The 18,084-nt window shown below is 67.7% G+C and carries 17 protein-coding genes; 3 read left to right on the forward strand and 14 right to left on the reverse strand.

The window, feature by feature from the left end; genetic code table 11:
• Positions 1 to 16 precede the first annotated feature (16 nt).
• Complete coding sequence (locus ABKS89_RS18925; protein WP_348586587.1) at positions 17 to 2,488, forward strand: TonB-dependent siderophore receptor; 2,472 nt, start codon at positions 17 to 19, stop codon at positions 2,486 to 2,488.
• A gap of 59 nt (positions 2,489 to 2,547) precedes the next feature.
• On the opposite strand, the gene ABKS89_RS18930 is transcribed toward ABKS89_RS18925, so the two are convergent.
• Both ABKS89_RS18930 and ABKS89_RS18935 read right to left on the reverse strand, forming a co-directional pair.
• Positions 2,548 to 3,192 (reverse strand): DUF998 domain-containing protein, encoded by a 645-nt coding sequence (locus tag ABKS89_RS18930; protein WP_348587602.1) that lies wholly within the window; start codon positions 3,190 to 3,192, stop codon positions 2,548 to 2,550.
• A gap of 79 nt (positions 3,193 to 3,271) precedes the next feature.
• Positions 3,272 to 3,925 carry an NADPH-dependent F420 reductase gene (locus ABKS89_RS18935; protein WP_348586588.1) on the reverse strand — a complete coding sequence of 218 codons (654 nt, stop codon included), beginning with the start codon at positions 3,923 to 3,925 and terminating at the stop codon, positions 3,272 to 3,274.
• Between the two features lie 135 nt (positions 3,926 to 4,060).
• Between ABKS89_RS18935 and ABKS89_RS18940 the strand changes: the two genes are divergently transcribed.
• The gene (locus ABKS89_RS18940; RefSeq protein WP_348586589.1) at positions 4,061 to 4,960 is read left to right on the forward strand and encodes a LysR family transcriptional regulator; all 900 of its coding nucleotides are present in this window, start codon (positions 4,061 to 4,063) and stop codon (positions 4,958 to 4,960) included.
• A 187-nt stretch (positions 4,961 to 5,147) separates the two neighbouring features.
• Positions 5,148 to 5,789 carry an HAD family hydrolase gene (locus tag ABKS89_RS18945; RefSeq protein WP_242015364.1) on the forward strand — a complete coding sequence of 214 codons (642 nt, stop codon included), beginning with the start codon at positions 5,148 to 5,150 and terminating at the stop codon, positions 5,787 to 5,789.
• Between the two features lie 79 nt (positions 5,790 to 5,868).
• Here ABKS89_RS18945 and ABKS89_RS18950 read toward each other — a convergent pair whose 3' ends face one another.
• From ABKS89_RS18950 to ABKS89_RS19005, 12 genes are all read right to left on the reverse strand, one after another.
• Positions 5,869 to 6,534 (reverse strand): VIT1/CCC1 transporter family protein, encoded by a 666-nt coding sequence (locus tag ABKS89_RS18950; RefSeq protein WP_138214652.1) that lies wholly within the window; start codon positions 6,532 to 6,534, stop codon positions 5,869 to 5,871.
• A gap of 99 nt (positions 6,535 to 6,633) precedes the next feature.
• Entirely contained in the window at positions 6,634 to 6,978 is a 345-nt protein-coding gene (locus ABKS89_RS18955; RefSeq protein WP_138214653.1) for a cupin domain-containing protein, read from the reverse strand.
• Between the two features lie 85 nt (positions 6,979 to 7,063).
• Positions 7,064 to 7,864 (reverse strand): cyclase family protein, encoded by an 801-nt coding sequence (locus tag ABKS89_RS18960; RefSeq protein ID WP_348586591.1) that lies wholly within the window; start codon positions 7,862 to 7,864, stop codon positions 7,064 to 7,066.
• Positions 7,861 to 8,844: an NAD-dependent epimerase/dehydratase family protein gene (locus tag ABKS89_RS18965; protein ID WP_348586592.1), complete on the reverse strand. Its 984-nt coding sequence runs from the start codon at positions 8,842 to 8,844 to the stop codon at positions 7,861 to 7,863. Before ABKS89_RS18965 ends, ABKS89_RS18960 begins: the two co-directional genes overlap by 4 nt.
• Positions 8,835 to 9,827, reverse strand: a complete 993-nt coding sequence (locus ABKS89_RS18970; RefSeq protein ID WP_348586593.1) for a fumarylacetoacetate hydrolase family protein — start codon at positions 9,825 to 9,827, stop codon at positions 8,835 to 8,837. Before ABKS89_RS18970 ends, ABKS89_RS18965 begins: the two co-directional genes overlap by 10 nt.
• A complete protein-coding gene (locus tag ABKS89_RS18975) occupies positions 9,824 to 10,396 on the reverse strand; it encodes a cupin domain-containing protein (protein WP_138214657.1) in 573 nt (190 codons plus the stop codon). Before ABKS89_RS18975 ends, ABKS89_RS18970 begins: the two co-directional genes overlap by 4 nt.
• Before the next feature lie 11 nt (positions 10,397 to 10,407).
• Positions 10,408 to 11,181 (reverse strand): SDR family NAD(P)-dependent oxidoreductase, encoded by a 774-nt coding sequence (locus ABKS89_RS18980; RefSeq protein WP_348586595.1) that lies wholly within the window; start codon positions 11,179 to 11,181, stop codon positions 10,408 to 10,410.
• Entirely contained in the window at positions 11,178 to 12,242 is a 1,065-nt protein-coding gene (locus ABKS89_RS18985) for a Rieske 2Fe-2S domain-containing protein (RefSeq protein ID WP_348586596.1), read from the reverse strand. The genes ABKS89_RS18980 and ABKS89_RS18985 overlap by 4 nt, the downstream gene beginning before the upstream one ends.
• Positions 12,243 to 12,252: 10 nt before the next feature.
• A complete protein-coding gene (locus ABKS89_RS18990; RefSeq protein WP_348586598.1) occupies positions 12,253 to 13,206 on the reverse strand; it encodes a PDR/VanB family oxidoreductase in 954 nt (317 codons plus the stop codon).
• Positions 13,199 to 14,263 carry a Rieske 2Fe-2S domain-containing protein gene (locus ABKS89_RS18995; RefSeq protein WP_348587604.1) on the reverse strand — a complete coding sequence of 355 codons (1,065 nt, stop codon included), beginning with the start codon at positions 14,261 to 14,263 and terminating at the stop codon, positions 13,199 to 13,201. Before ABKS89_RS18995 ends, ABKS89_RS18990 begins: the two co-directional genes overlap by 8 nt.
• Before the next feature lie 28 nt (positions 14,264 to 14,291).
• A complete protein-coding gene (locus tag ABKS89_RS19000; RefSeq protein ID WP_348586599.1) occupies positions 14,292 to 15,476 on the reverse strand; it encodes an MFS transporter in 1,185 nt (394 codons plus the stop codon).
• Positions 15,477 to 15,595: 119 nt separating this feature from the next.
• Positions 15,596 to 18,082, reverse strand: coding sequence for an efflux RND transporter permease subunit (locus ABKS89_RS19005; RefSeq protein ID WP_348586601.1), 2,487 nt, complete (start codon positions 18,080 to 18,082; stop codon positions 15,596 to 15,598).
• Positions 18,083 to 18,084 lie beyond the last annotated feature (2 nt).

Below are 18,084 nucleotides of genomic sequence, written 5' to 3' on the forward strand. Positions count from 1 at the left end.
CCACCGGGGAGAGACCATGCTGTATCCGTTCGTTCGCCACCGGCTTGCCATTCACGTGCAGGCTGCCCTCTTCAGTGTCGCCGTCGTCGGCGTACCCGTCGCTCAGGGCGCAGAGCCCTCAGAGTCCAGCGCAGTGCAGAGCATCCGGCAGTACGACATCGCCGCCGGGTCGCTGACCGAGGTGCTCAGCCGCTTCGCCAGCGAAGCCGGGGTCGCGCTCTCGTTCGATGCCAGCAAGACCGCCCACCTCCAGTCGGCCGGCCTGCACGGCAGTTATTCGCGGGAGGCCGGGTTCGCCGCCCTCCTCTCCGGCACCGGACTGCGAGCGGTGGACCAGGGCGGCAGCTATGTGCTGGAGGAAATTCCGGCGGCACTGGCGATGAGCGACACGATCGTCACCGGTCAGGGCCTCGGGCCGACGACGGAAGACTCCGGCTCCTACACCTCCAGCGAAGCCACCATCGGCAAGTCGACCCAGCGCCTGAAGGACATCCCGCAGTCGGTCACCGTCATCACCCGCAAGGCGATGGACGACCAGCGCCTCGACACCCTGGACCAGGTGCTGGAGAAAACCACTGGCATCACCACCTACCAGAGCCCGTCCGGCGGCAAGTACATCTACTCGCGCGGCTTCGAGGTGGAGACCATCCAGTACGACGGCGTCCCCCTCGACCGCCGCTACTACGCCATCGGCAGCAGCTTCACCTCCGACACGCTGCTCTACGACCGCGTCGAAGTCCTGCGCGGCGCCAACGGCCTGCTGCAGGGCAGCGGCAACCCCGGCGCCGCCATCAACCTCGTGCGCAAACGTCCGAAGGCCGAACCGTCGCTCTCGCTCACCGCCAGTGCAGGCTCCTGGGACACCTACCGGCAGACCCTCGACGGCAGCGCTCCGCTCACCGAGGACGGCAGGCTGCGCGGCCGGGTGGTGGCCGCCCACGAGGACCGGGACTACTTCTACGACACCGCGGAAAGCCGCAAGAACGTGCTCTACGGCATTCTCGAGTACGACCTGACCGACGATACCCGGGTGGCCGCCGGCGCCAGCGTGGAGGACCTGCGCTCGACACCGTCCTTCGGCGGCCTGCCGCGCAACAAGGACGGCAGCGCGGTGCATGCGGGGCGTTCCACCTTTACTGGCGCGGACTGGAACAAGTGGAACAACAAGCAGACCACCTACTTCGCCGACGTCACCCATGACTTCAACGATGACTGGCGCCTGAATGCCTCGGGCAGCTACATCCGCGAAACCAACGACATCCTCTACAGCTTCGGCCGGGGCGCGGTCGACCCGGCCACCGGCGACGGCATGCAGTCGCGCGCCTACCTCTACGACTTCGAGAACATCAACAAGGGCGCCGACATCAACCTTGCCGGCAAGTGGCGCGCCTTCGACCTGGAGCACCAGGTGGTGGTCGGCGCCAACGCCAGCGACCTGAAGACCGACGACCTGCAAGGTGGCTTGCTCAACCTCGGGCCGATCAACATCTACGACCCGGTATCCCCGCGCGAGCCGACCACCGAGGAAATGCTCGGCACCACCTACGCCGGCACCTCCAAGGGCCATATCCGCCAGAACGGCCTCTACGGCGTGGTTCGCTACAAGCTGGCCGAGCCGCTGACCCTGGTCCTGGGCGGGCGCACCAGCAACTACCAGTACGACTACGAGCTCACCCGCTTCACCACCTCCTCCCCCGCCCCAGCGCACTCGAAGGAAACCGGCGAGTTCACCCCCTACGGCGGCCTCATCTACGAGCTGAACAACCAGTGGTCGGTCTATGCCAGCTACACCGACATCTTCAAGCCGCAGACCGAGCTGACCCAGGACAGCGCCGCGCTCAAGCCCATCGAGGGTTCGAACTACGAGCTCGGCCTGAAAGGCGAGCTGATGGATGGCCGCATCAACACCAGCTTCGCGATCTTCCGCGTGGACCAGGAGAACCGTGCGCAGTACGACTACGCCTCGGAGTGCGGACAGAACGGCGAGGACAACTGCTACGTGGCCGGCGGCAAGGTTCGCGCCGAAGGCTTCGACGCGGAGATCAGCGGTGAAGTGCTGCGGGACCTGCAGCTGTTCGCCGGCTACACCTACACCTCGACCAAGTTCCTCAACGATCCGGGCGACGGCACTTCCTCCTCCGGCTCCACCTTCAACAGCTACACGCCGCGCCACCTGCTGCGCTTCTGGGCCGACTACAAGCTGCCGGGTGAACTGAACCAGTGGACCGCCGGCGCGGGCGCCAGCATCCAGAGCGAGAACTACAACACCAACTTCGGCGGCACCGGTGGAGTCGGCGATATCAAGCAGTCCGGCTACGCCATCTGGAACGCCCGCCTGGGCTACCAGATCAACAAGAACCTCAGCGTCGCCCTGAATGGCAACAACCTGTTCGACAAGAAGTACTACTCCTCCATCGGTTGGCTGAACGCGAGCAACCAGTATGGCGACCCGCGTAACTACACGGTCACTCTGAAGGCTGACTTCTGAGGTGATGTCGAAGTGGCAATCCCCCTGACGGTATTCGTGAGGGGGAGTTGTCCCTCCCCTCACGCCTCGTTCGGCAGACCTGGTGACTCGCCGCGAAGCGCAACCCACGCCAGGCTGGCGACCCAGATGACGGAAACGGCGTAATTGAGCCGCTGATACAGCCCGAACCCGTGGCCGTCGGCGAAGGCCTTCGCCATCATCATCAACGTCGCGGCAGCCAGTATCACGCAGAGCCCCGAGAACCCGCCGAACCCCGGTGACGACAGCAGTCGCCTGCCCAGGAACGCCCACAGCGCGCTGGCCAGTGTCAGCGAGAGAAACATCACCAGTCCCGCGAGATTGTGGATCTGCTGGGACGCCGAAGGCTGCGCCGGCGCACAGCCCTGGTCGCAGGAGAAGTAGCCGGTCGCGAAGCTGGCCAGCCCGTGCAGCGCTATCAACGCGGCGCCGAGCAACGCCAGGCGGGAGCTGGCGAACCTTCGCGCGACCCCCACGGCGAAAAACACGAACAACACCCCCAGCGGGAAGTTGTTCACCCATGCGGAGTAGCCTTGCGTGGGCGCGCCCGCCGCCCCCAGCTGACTCATCGCCTGGTCGAGGTGGCTGAAGCCGGGGTAGCCCAGCGAGGTCAGCGCCACCCCCTCGAACAGCCAGAGTGGAATCAAAAGCCCCAGGCGCAAAAGATTCCGGTCGATGTTTGCCACGCGATGGCACTCCCTTGTCATGTTGGTGATCGAACCCGCCTCTCGCGATGCACCCGCCTGCTGGCGGCGCATGCCTGGTTCATTCACGCCAGCTGCCTTCAATCTGGTCCGGGCCCACATCGGCCAGTGCGGCGCGCAGGCCAACGCTGTCCAGGCGTCTGCAGTAAGCCGGACGGGCGCGCTCGAAACGCCGACCTTCGGCCAGAGCACCGGCATCGACCACGTCGTAGCCCAGGCGCTCGTGCAGATCGCTGACCGCCTGCTTGGCCTGCAGGTCGTCGCCGGCAATGGGTAGAGCCCGGCGATCGGCGGCACCGGCCGGGCGGGCATCAGTCAGCAGATCGCGCTCGAGAATGGCGTTGAACGCCTTGACCACCCTGGCGCCAACCAGGTGCTGCGCGAGCAGCTCGCTGGTGGAGGTTTGCCGACTCTCCAGCGTGGCGAACTGGCCGTCGCGCTGCGGGTAGTAATTGCCGGCATCCAGCACGACCTTGCCGGCGAAGGCGTCCACCGGCAAATCAGGGTAACGGCCGAAGGGAATCGCCAGCAGCACCAGCTCGCCGAAGCTCGCCGCCTGCTCCACGGTGCCGACCTGGCAGCCCAGCGAAGCCGCGCTGCTGGCCAACGTGTGCGGCCCGCGTGAATTGCTGAGCATGACCTCGCAACCGTTCTTCCCGGCGAGTGCCGCGATGGCGCGGCCAATGAACCCCGCCCCGATGATTCCGATACGCATCGCCTGACTCCTTTTCTTCCAAGTGGGAACCGGCCCGCGCTTGCCAGCCGGACCGGAAGCCAGGATGCTATTTGAAATCAGTTAGCTGAAATATCGACCTTCATTTGCAAGTGTCGAAACCACGGGTAGTGAATCATGGATCGACTGCAAAGCATGGCAGTGTTCGTCAGGGCGGCCGACAGCGGCTCCTTCTCTGCCGCCGGTGCGGCACTGGGCATGTCCTCGCAGATGGCCGGCAAGCATGTCAGCGCGCTGGAGGGGCGCCTGGGCGTCAAGCTGCTCAACCGCACCACCCGCCGGCAGAGCCTGACCGAGATTGGCCAGCACTACTACGAAAGCTGCAAGCGCGTGCTGGCCGAAGCAGAGGCGGCAGATGCCCTGGCCCTGGATCATCTCGCGGTTCCCCGTGGACGATTGAGGATCAGCGCTCCAGTCACCTACGGCACCTACTGCCTGATGCCGCTGCTGGGCCGCTACCTGCGCCAGCACCCGGACGTGAAGATCGAGTTGTCGCTCAATGATCGTCTGGTGGACTTGATCGACGAGAACTTCGAAGCGGTAATCCGCATCGGCCCGCTGGACGATTCCAGCCTGGTCGCCCGGCCATTGGCGGCCTATCGGCTGATCGCCTGCGCAGCGCCTGCCTACCTGGCCGAGCACGGCACTCCGCAGACGCCCGATGACCTCGAGGGGCATCACTGCCTGGGACTTACCGCCTGGCCTGCGTCAGTGTCCGGGAGCTGGCAGATGCTGGGGGGTGAAAGCCTGCAGCTGCTGGCCCAGAGCAGCCGCCTTCAGGTCAACGACGCCCGCGCGCAGCGCGCCGCCGCGTGCGATGGCCTGGGCATCATCCTGGGCGCCGAGATGATGCTCGCCGAGGACCTCCGCCAGGGTCGCCTGCTGCAGTTGTTTCCCGACCTTCAGGCACCGGCGCGGCAGGTCCACCTGCTCTACGCACGCGACCGCCGCATGCCGCCGAAGCTGCGCAGTTTCGTCGATCAGGTGGTCGCCGAACTCGGCTCCATGTCAGCCTGAAGCGGACATTCGCGCCGTCGAAGCACAAATGGCGGAACGCCGATTGGCCTATGCAGCGCTGGCTGCGGGCGGCAGAGCCAGGTAGCGCAGGAGAATGCAGGAGAAGGTTGACGCGAGCACTGCGTTCGATAAGGTCAGGGGCAGACCAATCATCCATGAATGAGCAGCAGCTCGGGAGATGCAGCCAGTGCAGAACGACAGCACCAGCGTGGACACAGTGGTTTTTGATCTTGGCGGCGTGCTGGTCGATTGGAATCCGCGTTACCTCTTCCGGAAAGTCTTCGATGGCGACGAAGTGGCGATGGAGGCTTTCCTCGCACAGGTCTGCAACCAGGCCTGGAATGAACGCCAGGACCGCGGGCGTCCCTGGGCCGAGGCGATCGCCGAGGCCATCGCGCTGCACCCTGCGCACGAGCCGCATATCCGGGCATACCGCGAGCGTTGGGACGAGATGCTCGGCGGTGCCCTGGAAGACACCGTGCAGATCCTCAATGAGCTCCACCAGAGCGGCGTACGCTTACTGGCGCTGACCAACTGGTCGGCGGAGACCTTTCCGGTGGCCGAAGAACGTTTCGAGTTCCTCGGCAAGTTCGAAGCGGTACTGGTTTCCGGCCAGGAAGGATGGATGAAACCCGAGCCGGAGATATTCCAGCTGCTGATCCGCCGCTACGGTCTTGCGCCGTCCCGCACGCTCTTCATCGATGACGTCCGCAAGAATGTGGAGGCGGCGCAGGCCCTGGGCCTACAGGCCATCCAGTTCGCCAGCGCACGGCAATTGCGCAACGACCTGAAAGCCTTCGGCCTGCCGATCGCCCCCTCGGAGCAATGAGCCAACTGCGCCCACGCAGGACGCAGGTAAAAGCGGCTGCTGGGCGCTTCACCCGACCAGGGTTCAGCCTGAACCGGGCTCAACCACCCAGCGCGATAATGGCGAACAGCAGCGCCGTACCCACCACCGCCAGCGCAATCCCGCCCGCCCAGGGCGAACCGCCGGAGTAACGGGCGAGCATCCAGCCGGAGATGAACAGCATCACCAGCGCCACGGCGTTGGAGGCGCGGATGGCCGGGCCGGTCTGGTCGATCAGCAGGAACGGAATGACCAGCGGGAAGGTCGCCAGCACCACCAGCAGGAAAGTCGCCAGCGCACCCTTGATATCTTCCCAGCCGATCCGCGCCGGCGCCGCGGTGCCAGCGGATTCTCGCAACAAGTGCAGGCGCAGCATTTCCAGCCCGTCCGCGCTGACCGCCGTCGCAATGCGGGGGGGCAGCTCGGCGGCGATGAGCCCCTGGCCGTCGCGCGGGTCGGAACTGCCCTGCAGACGCTCCATCAGCGTGCGGCTGCGGGTGCGCTCGGTCCAGGTGCGCATCAGGAAGATCACGGCGTCGGCCAGGCCCCAGGCGAGGTTGCAGCCCAGCGCGGCGATCAGCATGGTGCGCACCTCCTCCCGCCCCGAGGTCGCCACGCTCAGCGAGCCGATGAAGGTCATGGCCATCAGCAGGCCGAAAATCACTTCGGTGATGCGGTCGATCGGTTCCAGCACCCGCTGCCAGGTGCCCTTCTCGGCTTTGTCCATCGCTTCCCTCCTGATCGGCGAGCACGGCTCGTCGTCCCTCGTTCATGCCATTGAGTGAGCGCTTGCAAGTGGTGATCGAAGCAACGCGTCCGGCCGGGGCTAGCCCAGCCGGACGATATCGACCGAAATTTCCACGGCGGTGACGCCGCCGCGGTTCTCCAGCCAGTGCGTGGTGGTGTGGTCCTCGGGCCAGCCGACGCCCGGCCCGTAGTCAGTGGCGATACCGTCTCGATGGTCGGTAATGGTGCCCTGCAGGATGAACACCGTGCCGGGGCGGTCCACGTGGTCATGCACCGGCCCGAAGACGCCGCCGGGCGCGATGGTCACCCGGCGCATCCGCAATTGCCGGCCGGCCATGCCGTCGATCTCGGGGCCGAGGTCGACCGAGGACAACAGCTCGACCGTCACGCCCCGAGTCTCGGGGGCCACCTCTTGGCTGCTCATCGCGCACGCCTCGCTGAACGACAGGTTCTCTGTGCCAGTAAAGACGTTGCATGGCGCCGCTCGAAGCGAGGCGACAAAGGGTCGTTCAGCCCACGGCTGGCAGGGGCTCCAGGATCGCCACGGCGCGCACGAAACCGGCGGAAGCATGGCGGATCTTGTAGGGGAAGCAGCTGACCAGGAAGCCGTGGTCAGGCAGTTGCTCGAGGTTGGCGAGTTTCTCCATCTGCCCGTAGCCGATGTCGCGCCCGGCCTTGTGACCTTCCCAGATGATCGACGCATCGCCGGAGGCCGTGAAGCGCTCGCGGGTGTACTTGAAGGGCGCGTCCCAACTCCAGGCATCAGTACCCACCACCCGCACGCCGCGCTTCAGCAGGTAAAGCGTTGCCTCGCGGCCCATGCCGACGCCGGCTTCGAGGTAGCCCGGCTGGCCGAACAGGCTGCCAGCGCGGGTATTCACCAGCACGATGTCCAGCGGCTGCAGCGCATGGCCGATGCGCGCCAGTTCGGCCTCGACCTCGGCGGCGGTCACCACGTGGCCGTCCGGGAAGTGACGGAAGTCCAGCTTCACACCCGGCTGCAGGCACCACTCCAGCGGCAGCTCGTCGATGCCGAAGGCCGGCTTGCCGCCGTCGGTGGTCGACGCGTAGTGCCAAGGCGCGTCCATGTGGGTGCCGCTGTGGGTGGTGATCTGCAGGCGCTCCGCCGCCCAGGACTCGTCGCCGGGCAGGTCTTCCTTGCGCAGGCCGGGGAACATCGCGGCCATCTCCGGCCAGCCCTGCTGGTGGTCCATGTAGTCGATCTTCGGCAGCAAGGGCGGCGGGTCGGTGTAGGGGTTGTTGTCCAGGGTCACAGACAGGTCCAGCAGGCGGCGTTGGTTCAGGCTCATGCGGAGATTCCTTTGCGGGCGGCGGCGCGGCTGCGACGCGGCGGGAGGTCGAGGGCGTTGCGCAGCAGGCCGGCCACCGTGCCGTCGTGGCAGAAGCCCAGCTCGCGGGCCTGCGGCGTGCGCAGTGGCGGATAGGCGCCGAACAGCGCCTCCAGTTGCGGATCGGGTTCGAAGGCGATGCGCTCGCAATGGGCTTCGCCGAAACAGGCGGCGAGCCCGGCGAGCACCTGGGCAATGGATAGCTGCAGCACCGGCAGCTGCCATACCCGCTGGCTGCCGGGCTCCCTGAGTTCGGCGGCGTGCAGCAGGTTGTCCACGCAGCAGCGGGCCGACATCCACCAGGCGCTGGCCTGCGGCGACACCGGGCAGGTGTAGGTGTCCCCCGCCGCACAGGCGTGCAGCAGGTCGCTCATGAAGGCAGAACGCAGCCCGTTGGGCTCGCGCGGCCGGGCGACTATGCCGGGCAGGCGCAGCGCGCGCCCGTCGACTTCGCCGCGACGGGAAAGGTCCTGCAGGGCGATCTCCACCATGCGCTTGTGCGCCGCGTAGGACAGCTGCGGCGACGCCGGCTGTTCCTCATCCATCCGCGCCGGCAGCTCGCCGCCGTAGACAGCCACGCTGCTGGCATACACCAGCACCGGCGGCCGCGCGGGATTGCGCAGCTGGTGCAGCAGCTCCAGGCTGGCCTGCAGATTGACCTGGTAACCCAATTCGTACTGCGCTTCGGCGGCACCGCCGGGCACGCTCACCAGGTGGAACACCACGTCGACGCCATCGGCCAGCACGCGGCGCAGCAGGGCCGGATCGGTGACGCTGCCGTAATGCCGGCGCAGGCGCGAGTCGTCGGGCAGGCCTTCGAGTTTCTGGTCCAGCAACAGCAAGGCTTCGATCCGCTTCCCGCGCAGCTCGCCCGCTTCCAGCAGGCGCTGCACCAGCAGGCGGCCGACGAAGCCATTGGCCCCGCTGACCATCACGCGCATGGCCAGCCCCCTTGCACCACGCGCTGGTCGATGGCGCCGAAGAGCACCTCGCCATCGCTGCCGCGAGCTTCCATGCGCACACGGTCGCCGAAGCGCATGAAGGCCGTGCTTGGCGCGCCGTGGGCGATGGTTTCGATGGCACGGCGCTCGGCGATGCAGGCCGAGCCCACGGAGCGATCGGCGTTGGACACGGTGCCCGAACCGATCAGCGTGCCCGCGCTCAGGCGCCGGGTCAGGGCGGCATGGGCGATCAGCTCATGGAAGCCGAAGTGCATGGCGCCGCCATGGGGATGGCCGAACCATTCGCCGTTCCACTCCACCTTCAGCGGCAGGTGCACGCGGCCGTCACGCCAGGCGCCGCCCAGCTCGTCCGGGGTTACCGCCACCGGGGCGAAACTGGATGCCGGCTTGGCTTGGAGAAAGCCGAAGCCGGTCTTCATCTCCCGTGGCGCCAGCGCGCGCAGGCTGACGTCGTTGAGCTGCAGCACCAGACGCACATGCTTCAGCGCCTGCTCCTCTGGACAGCCCATGGGCACTGCGTCGAGCAGCACGGCGAACTCGCCTTCGAAGTCGATGCCGTGGGCTTCGCTGGGCAGCGGGATATCCGCTCGCGGGCCGAGGAAGTCGTCGCCGGCGCCCTGGTAGATCAGCGGAGTGCGCTCGACGCCTTCTATGGGTTCCAGGTTGAAGGCCTTCTGCATCAGCTCGCCGTGGCTGAGGAAGCAGGAGCCGTCCAGCCATTGCCAGGCGCGTGGCAGCGGCGCGGCGAGTTGCGCCGGGTCGAGGTCGAAGGCGCCGGCGACGGCATTGGCGTTGAGCCGCTGGTACAGCCGCTGCAGGTCGGGCTCCAGCAGCGCCCAGTTGTCCAGCACGGCCTGCAGGGTGGCGGCGATACCGCTGGCATCCACCGCCCGCTTCAGGTCGCGGGAAACCACCAGCAGGCGGCCATCGCGGCTGCCGTCATCGAGGGTGGCGAACTTCATGGCAGCAACTCCTTCAACTCGGCCGCGTAACGGCCATCGAGAAGAATGAAGACCATCCGCGCCATCGCTTCGGTGCGATTGCTCCACGCATGATTGGTGCCGCGCTGCACCACGATGTCGCCGCGTTTGAGGTGCACTTCGCCGTCGTCCAGCACCAGCCAGACCTCGCCCTCGGTGACGATGCCGTAGTCCAGGGTCTGGGTGCGGTGCATCAGCTTGTGCTTCGAGTCGGCCTTGCCGGTGCCGGCATGGGATTCGCCGATTTCGGCGAAGACCGCCGCGGCGTCTTCGGCGCTGACCTGGTTCTGCACGCTGTCCGGCGGAATGTCCACCACGCGGATGACGCTGCCCAGTGGGCCGGGGCTGAGCTGCAGCGGCTGCGCGGTGGGATCGTCGCCGTTGTCCAGCGGCGCAGGGCTGCCGAGGCTGTTCCAGACCTCGTAGAACAGGGTGCCAGGCACCGCCTTGAGCGGGAAGTTGTTCGGCGTCGGGCCGCAGCTGGCGACCACCGCCTGGCCCTGGTCGTCGTGGCCGGTGACCACGCGTTTGAAGGTGGGAAGCTGTTGCATGCTGTCTCCTTTCAATTGCCGTCACCGATGGTCGTGCCACCGTCGACGATGAGATTCTGTCCGCTGATGAAGGCACCACCAGGTGCCGCCAGCAGCAACGCCTGGGCCGCCACTTCCTCGGGCCGGCCGACGCGGCGCAGCGGCGTGAGCGCCAGGCGGCGCTGCAGGACGTCAGGGTTGTCGGTGAGCGGACGGGCGAATTCGGTGTGGATCACGCCGGGGCTGATGGCGTTGACGCGGATGTTCGCCGGGCCCCACTCCACCGCCAGGTTGCGCGCCAGCTGCGCCAGCCCGGCCTTGGACAACCCGTACAGGCCCAGGCCCCTGTTGCCGCGCACGCCGGCGATGCTCGCCATCAGCACCACGCTGCCGCCGCCACCTTCGGCCATGGCCGGGAGCAAGGCGCTGGTCAGCCACAGCGCGCTGCGCAGGTTGACGCTGAAGGTCAGTTCCCAGTCGGCGTCGCTGGCCGTGCCGAGCGGCCCCATGTGCGGCGCGACGCCGGCATTGCAGACCAGCGCATCGAGCCGGCCGAGATGTTCCAGAGCTCGCTGCGCCAGTGCCTGCACGGCGTGAGCGTCACGCAGGTCGGCGGGTACGGCGATCACGTCGATGCCCTCCTCCGCCAGCGACGCCGACGCTCGCGCACAGTCCTCGGCGTTCTCGCTGCTGATTACCAGACGCGCGCCGGCACGGCCGTATTCGCGGGCGATGGCCAGGCCGATACCTCGGGTGGCGCCGGTGATCAGCGCAGCCTTGCCGACCAGGGAAAACAGCGCGCTCATGCCTGGGCCGCCAGCAGGCTGGCAATGATTCGCCGGGCGCGGTTGGCGCCGGCATCGACATGGATGTCCACCATCGGCCGCTCGCCGAAGCGCAGCAGGTTGGCGTACTGCGCCTCGATCACCTGCTTGTCCTCGTCGAAGGTCAGGCGGGTCTGCTCCAGCACCCGGCTCAGGTTCTCCTCCGGGTCGGCCTGGGGATTGGTCGCCTGGGTCCAGAAGTAGTGACAGGTTTCTTTGGTCTCCGGGGTCACGCCATGGAAGCCGCGCAGGTGGAAGCCACCCCGCTCGGGCGTGTCGATGGCCTCGCTGCCGGCGTCCACCGCGCCGGTCCAGATGCACAGGTGCGAGGGCTGGAATTCGATCTCCTGCCAGCGGTCGATGCGCCCCTCGAACGGATAGGCGTCGCGATAGGTGGGTGGCGGCTCGGAGTCGAGCATGTGACGCACCACCCGCACCGACTGCTCATCGCCGCTGACCTGCATCTGCGCGTTCATGTGGATGCGCGCGTTGCCGCCGATGGTGCGCAGGTGCACGTAGCCCAGGTGGCTGAGGTCGAGCAGGTTGTCGTGGATGAGCTGCCACGGCGCCGCGTAGTGGTAGACGTCACCGCCGAAGCGGTACTGGCCGCTGTCGTGGTGCGGGTAGGCCGGTGGTTCCCGGTCGGGGGCGGCACTGCCATGCCAGAGCCAGAGGATCTGGTCACGCTCGCGCAGGACGAAGGCCTTCACCAGCGCCTTGCCGGGCACCTTGGCCTGGCCGGGAATCTCCAGGCAGCGGCCATCGGCGCCGAACAGCAGCCCGTGGTAGCCGCAGCGCAGACCGTCCTGCTCGAGGGTGCCGAGTGACAGCGGCAAGGCGCGGTGGCAGCAACGGTCTTCCAGGGCGGCAACGCTGCCTTCGGCGGTGCGGAACAGCACCAGCGGCTGCCCGAGCAGGGTGCGCGCCAGTGGCTTGTCGCCGAGCTCCCAGGCGAAGCCGGCGACGTACCAGCGGTCCAGCGGGAAATCGGGCTGGCCGGTGGGCGCAGCGGGGTCGAAGGTGGTGATGGGGCTGGGAATCATCGGTGGCTCCTCAGAGATCGAGTACCAGGCGCGGGCTCTTCGAGCGCGAGCAGCAGGGGGTGAACTGGTCGTTGCGGGCGTGTTCGGCATCGGTCATGAACAGGTCGCAGTGCTCCGGTTCGCCGGCCAGCACGCGGGTCACGCAGGTGCCGCAGATGCCCTGCTCGCAGGACAACGGAATGTCCACGCCGGCCTCCAGCAGCACGTCGGCGACGCTGCGCTCAGGCGGAATCAGGAAGCACTGCCCACTGCTCGCCAACTGCACCTCGAAGCTGCCGCTGGCGGCCTCGGGCTCGGGCGCCGCCGCGAAGTACTCGCGGTGCAGGCGCGACTCGTCCCAGCCGGCCTGGCGCGCACTGCCCAGCACATGGGCCATGAATCCGCCGGGCCCGCAGAGGTAGAGGTGCGTGTCGTCCGCCGGAGCTGCCAGCAGGCGCGCAGCATCCAGACGCTGGTCGACGGGGCCGTCGTCAAAATGCAGTTGTACCTGGTCGGCGAAGCTCGACCGGCTCAGGCGTTCGAGGAAGGCCGCGCGGTCGGCCGAGCGACAGCAGTAGTGCAGCTCGAAAGCGGCGCCGCTCTGCGCGAGTCGTTCGGCCATGCAGAGGATCGGGGTGATGCCGATGCCGCCGGCGAACAGCAGGCTGCGGCCAGCTTCATGGGCCAGCGGGAAGAGGTTGCGCGGTTCGCTGATGCGCAGCCGCGTGCCCTCTTCCACCGCCTCGTGCAGGCAGCGCGAACCACCGCGCGAGGCCGGGTCGAGGAGCACGCCGATCTGGTAGCGGTCGTGCTCGCGTGGGTCGTTGCACAGCGAGTACTGGCGCACCAGCCCGTTGGGCAGGTGTACGTCGATATGCGAACCGGCGCTGAACGGCGGCAGGCTGGCGCCATCCAGCGAGCGCAGCTCGAAGCCGAGGATGTCCTGCGCCTCGTGCTGGCGGCGACTGACGAGGACCTCAAGCATGGCCGGCCTCCTTCGCCACTTCGGCAGCCGTGCGCTCTTCGGCGATCAGCCGGTCGAGCACGCGTCGGGCACGGATCGCTCCGGCATCGCCGACCAGCAGCACCGGCTTGAGCGACCAGAACTCGGCGTCGCCCATCATCTCCTGCTGCGCTTCGAGCATCGGCAGATCCTCGGTGGCGAATGGCCGGCGAATCGCCTCGACCTGTTCGCGGGCCAGTTGCTCGCCCATCGGGCCCATGGCTTTGGGGAAGCACATGGCAAACCAGTAGTGGGTGGTCTTGCCGGTCTCGGGGGTGAACAGGTGCGGGATCGGGTTGTTCACCCCTTCGCTGCGCGGCCGCCCGGTGGGCACCGCGCCGGCGTACAGCAGCATGTTGGCGGGGGCGTCCCAGCGCACGTCGATCCAGCGGTCCACCGGGGTGCCGTGGGGGATGTTCATTGCCTGGTAGAGGAAGTCCGGCATGATCTCCGCCACGGTCTGGCGGTTCGACCAGACGCTGTCGCCCTCCTGCTCGACGCTGGTGATCGCGCTCTTCACGCCTTCGCCGCCGAGGGTCGCGGGATGCAGGAACTCGACGTGGCTGAGGTCCATGATGTTGTCGGTTTCCAGCACGTAGTTGGCCTTGGCATGCAGGTAGCCCTTGCCGACGAACCAGTGCTCGGCGTCCATGCAGCTGAAGTCGGGAATGCGCTGCGGATCGGCCAGCGCCGGCTCGCCCATCCAGATCCACAGCAGGCTGTGGCGCTCCACCAGGGGATAGGCGCGGACCTTCGCGGCCCGCGGAATGACACCGTCACCGTGGGGGTTGTGGGTGCAGGCGCCGCTGCTGTCGAAACGCAGGCCGTGGTAGGCGCACTGCACCTCGTCGCCCTTCAGGCAGCCCATGTGCAGCGGTGCGAAGCGATGCGGGCAGCGGTTGCCGATGGCCCGGGCGATGCCCTGGCTGTCGCGGTAGAGCAGCACGGGCTCGTCCAGCAGGGTGCGCGGGAACAGTTGCCCGGGCTCGACCTCGGTGTCCCAGGCGGCGGCGTACCAGGTGTTGCGCAAGTAGCTCACGGTCATGTCCTCGTTCTTGTTGTCGTGATCAGGCCAGTGCCTGAGCCTTGATCTGCCGCCCCAGCAGCACCAGGCACAGCGGAGCCAGTGCGAGTTGCGCCAGCGCCACCAGCAGCAGCGCATGCGGCAGCTGGGTGGCGATGCCGCCGGTGAGCGCCAGCACCAACAGCGGGCTGACGAACTCGCCGGCGAAGATCGACGCGGTGAAGCCACCGGTGGCGCGGCCGCGCTGGTCGAAGCCGACCTGCTGCATCACCTGGGTGATCAGCGTCGGCAGCAGCAGGCCCACGCCCAGCCCGTTCAACAGCACGGCGAGGACCACGGGCGCGTGGCTGGACGACAGCGCCATCAGCCCGCCTCCCAGGCCCGCCGTGGCGAAGCCCAGCGCCAGCAGGCGACGCGCCGGCAACCCGGCGAGCAGGCGGAAGGTCAGCGCACCGGCCAGCACGCCGAGCTGGTTGGCGCCCATGGTCAGGCCGATCTGCTGCGGACCGTCGACGTGCAGCAGTTGCAGCAGGTAGCCCGCCTGCACCGGCACGATGAACAGGCTGACGCCGGCCAGCCCGGTGAGCAGGTACAGCGGCGCCAGCGCCGCCCAGGGGAAGCGCGAGGCGCTGGTCGGCGCATGCTCGACGCGGTGTGCCTGCGGCTCCCAGAGCAAGGCGGCCATCAGCGGCAGGCACAGCACGCCCACGGCATAGAGCACGAACGGGGTGCGCCAGCTGCTCTCCCCCAGCGCGCCGCCCAGGCCCATGAACAGCGCGGCGGACAGCGAAGTAGCAACCATCTGCAGGGCGAACAGGCGCTCACGGCGCTGGCCGTCGAAGTAGTCGCCCATCAGCGTGGTGCAGCAGGTCATGATCCCCGCTTCCGCCAAGCCGATGCCGGCGCGGCTGGCGACGATCAGGCCAAGCGAATCCAGCCACAGCGGCAGCACGCCACAGAGGCTGTACAGCAGCATGCTTGCGAGCAACAGGGAGCGCCTTCCCACGCGGTCGGCCAGCACCCCGGCCAGCGGCGCGAGGAAGGCGATTACCAGCGCCGGCAGGGTCAGCGCCACCGGCACCAGCACGGCGGCGCCGGGAGTCTCGGCAAAGTGCGCCTGCATGCGCGGCAGCACCGGCGCGATGAGCACCGCGCCGAGCACCGGCAGGCAGCTGCCGAACAGCAGCAACAGGGCTTGGGCGCTGCCAGCACGGCGATCAGCGCTCATGGCGCACCTCCACCAGCAGGCAATGGCTGGCGCCGTACTGGATCAGGCCGGCGCGCAGCTCGCGCCACAGGGTCTTCAGGCAGGGCATGGAGTCGTCCTCTTGTTGTCGTTGTGCGGACTCAGCGCGCCTGGCCGCAGGCCAGGGGCGTGGCGGCGTGCTGCTGGCAGCAGTCGCGGTCGTGGTGGACTTCCTGCAGGTGGTGCGCCGCCACGGTCGGTTGCGCCTCCACGCGGGCCTGGCGCTGCGGCAGGAGGAAATACGCCAGCGCCGGCAGCAGGATCAGCGCGCCGACCATGTTCCAGACGAACATGAAGGCCAGCAGCACGCCCATGTCGGCCTGGAACTTGATGGGCGAGAGGATCCAGGTGCCCACGCCGATGGCCAGGGTCACGCCGGTGAGCATCACCACCTTGCCGGTGAACAGCAGCGCGCGGTAATACGCCTCGGAAAGACTGGCGCCCTGGCGCAGCTGCGCCAGCACGATGCTCATGACGTAGAGCGCGTAGTCCACGCCGATGCCCACGCCCAGGGCGATCACCGGCAGGGTCGCGACCTTCACGCCGATGCCCAGCGCCACCATCAGTGCCTCGCAGAGGATCGAGGTGAGCACCAGCGGCAGCACTGCGCAGAGCACCGCGCGCCAGGAACGGAAGGTCACCAGGCAGAGCAGGATCACCGCGCCGTAGACCCACCAGAGCATGTCGCGGTTGGCCTGTTTCACCACCTGGTTGGTGGCTGCTTCGATACCCGCACTACCGGCGGCGAGGAGGAACTTCGCCTGTTCGCTGTCGTTGTTCTGGGCGAAGGCCTGCACGCTATCCACGACATGCGCGAGGGTGTCGGCCTTGTGGTCGGTGAGGTAGGCGTAGAGCGTCAGCAGGCTGCAGTCGTCGTTGTACAACCCGCGCGGGGCGTTGGCGGTGACCATGTTCAGGGTCGCCTGGTTGTTCACCAGTTCGTACCACTTCGGGCTGCCTTCGGAGAGGCCGACCAGAACCCGGCGGTTGAGCAGCGCCAGCGAGTTGGTCGAGTCCACGCCCGGCAGACCGCGCAGCTGCCAGTCGAGGTCATCCACGCGCTTGAGGGTGTCGTAGGCCGAGCATGCTCCGGCCGGGGTCTGCACCATCACCGCGAAGACATCGCTGCTGGCGCCGTAGTGCCGGGTGACGAAGGCGTTGTCGCGGTTGTAGCGCGAGTCCGGGCGCAGCTCGGGGGCGCCGGCGTCGAGGTCGCCGACCTTCAGGTGCAGGCTCACGGCATAGCCGCCAGCGGCCATCAGCGCGGCCACGGCGATGCATGCGGCGGCCCAGCGGCGCCGGGTGAACAGGTCGAGGAAGCGCCACATGGCGTGCTTGTCCGCCCCGCTCGCCTCGGCCTCCTCGGCACGCAGGCTGCGCCGCGCCGCGCGGGCACTGACGCCTACGTAGGAGAGCAGCACCGGCAGCAGGATCAGGTTGGTGAAGATCAGCACCGCTACGCCCAGGCTGGCGATCACCGCCAGGTCCTGGATCACCTGGATACGGATGATCATCAGCACGGCGAAACCCACGGCGTCGCACAGCAGCGCGGTGAGCCCGGCGAGGAACAGCCGGCGGAAGGTGAAGCGCGCCGCCACCAGGCGATGCATGCCACGGCCGATGTCCTGCATGATACCGTTCATCTTCTGCGCGCCGTGGCTCATGCCGATGGCGAACACCAGGAACGGCACCAGCACCGAATACGGGTCCAGCTCGTAACCCAGCAGCGGCAGCAGGCCGAGCTGCCAGACCACCGCCACCAGCGAGCAGATCACCACCAGCGCGGTGCTGCGCACGCAGCGGGTGTACCAATAGAGCACCGCGGCGGTGATGGCGATGGCGGCGGCGAAGAACAGCAGGATCTGCTTCAGCCCGTCGATGAGGTCGCCTACCACCTTGGCGAAGCCGGTGATGTGGATGTCCACGCCCTGCCCCTGGAAGCGCGCTCGCAGGCTTTCCAGTTCATGGGCGAAGGCCGTGTAGTCCAGCGCCTGGCCGTCCGGGGTCTTCTCCAGCAGCGGCACGTAGACGATGCTCGAGTGCTGGTCGAAGGCCACCAGCTGGCCGATCTCGTTGGAGCGCTCGACGTTGCGCTTGAGCTCTTCAAGTTTCGCGGCACCGCCATCGTAGCCGTCGGGGATCACCGGGCCGCCTTCCAGGCCGTCCTCGGTCACGCCAGTCCAGCGGGTCGAGGGCGTCCACAGCGACTTCATCGCCGCGCGGTCGACGCCGGGCAGCAGGTAAACCGCATCGTTGAGCTGCTGCAGGCTGTGCAGGTAGTCCTTGTCGTAGATGCTGCCGCGCGGGTTGGCCACGGCGATGCGCACGGCGTTGCCCAACCCGGCCAGCTCCTGGCGGTGCTCCAGGTAGTTGTGAATGAACGGGTGCTCTCGCGGGATCATCTTCTCGAAGCTGGCGTTGAGCGTCAGGCGGGTGGCCTGCCAGCCCAGCAGCAGTGTCGCCGCCAGGCACAGCAGCAGGACCAGGGCGCGGTGGTTGAACAGCGCGCGTTCCAGCAGCGAGCCGGAAGCACTGTCGAAGTCGTCGAGGCGGCCGCTGGACGGCGCAGGGGAAGTCGTAGCGTGCATGG

Source organism: Pseudomonas sp. LABIM340 (assembly GCF_040017195.2).
In the GTDB taxonomy this organism is placed as follows: domain Bacteria; phylum Pseudomonadota; class Gammaproteobacteria; order Pseudomonadales; family Pseudomonadaceae; genus Pseudomonas.

What these genes read in the sequence shown, in the direction of transcription:
- ABKS89_RS18925 (WP_348586587.1), top strand. Translation starts at nt 17, where the DNA reads ATGCTGTATCCGTTCGTTCGCCACCGGCTTGCCATTCACGTGCAGGCT.
- ABKS89_RS18935 (WP_348586588.1), bottom strand. Translation starts at nt 3,925, where the DNA reads ATGCGTATCGGAATCATCGGGGCGGGGTTCATTGGCCGCGCCATCGCG.
- ABKS89_RS18940 (WP_348586589.1), top strand. Translation starts at nt 4,061, where the DNA reads ATGGATCGACTGCAAAGCATGGCAGTGTTCGTCAGGGCGGCCGACAGC.
- ABKS89_RS18950 (WP_138214652.1), bottom strand. Translation starts at nt 6,534, where the DNA reads ATGGACAAAGCCGAGAAGGGCACCTGGCAGCGGGTGCTGGAACCGATC.
- ABKS89_RS18955 (WP_138214653.1), bottom strand. Translation starts at nt 6,978, where the DNA reads ATGAGCAGCCAAGAGGTGGCCCCCGAGACTCGGGGCGTGACGGTCGAG.
- ABKS89_RS18960 (WP_348586591.1), bottom strand. Translation starts at nt 7,864, where the DNA reads ATGAGCCTGAACCAACGCCGCCTGCTGGACCTGTCTGTGACCCTGGAC.
- ABKS89_RS18965 (WP_348586592.1), bottom strand. Translation starts at nt 8,844, where the DNA reads ATGCGCGTGATGGTCAGCGGGGCCAATGGCTTCGTCGGCCGCCTGCTG.
- ABKS89_RS18970 (WP_348586593.1), bottom strand. Translation starts at nt 9,827, where the DNA reads ATGAAGTTCGCCACCCTCGATGACGGCAGCCGCGATGGCCGCCTGCTG.
- ABKS89_RS18975 (WP_138214657.1), bottom strand. Translation starts at nt 10,396, where the DNA reads ATGCAACAGCTTCCCACCTTCAAACGCGTGGTCACCGGCCACGACGAC.
- ABKS89_RS18980 (WP_348586595.1), bottom strand. Translation starts at nt 11,181, where the DNA reads ATGAGCGCGCTGTTTTCCCTGGTCGGCAAGGCTGCGCTGATCACCGGC.
- ABKS89_RS18985 (WP_348586596.1), bottom strand. Translation starts at nt 12,242, where the DNA reads ATGATTCCCAGCCCCATCACCACCTTCGACCCCGCTGCGCCCACCGGC.
- ABKS89_RS18990 (WP_348586598.1), bottom strand. Translation starts at nt 13,206, where the DNA reads ATGCTTGAGGTCCTCGTCAGTCGCCGCCAGCACGAGGCGCAGGACATC.
- ABKS89_RS19000 (WP_348586599.1), bottom strand. Translation starts at nt 15,476, where the DNA reads ATGAGCGCTGATCGCCGTGCTGGCAGCGCCCAAGCCCTGTTGCTGCTG.
- ABKS89_RS19005 (WP_348586601.1), bottom strand. Translation starts at nt 18,082, where the DNA reads ATGCACGCTACGACTTCCCCTGCGCCGTCCAGCGGCCGCCTCGACGAC.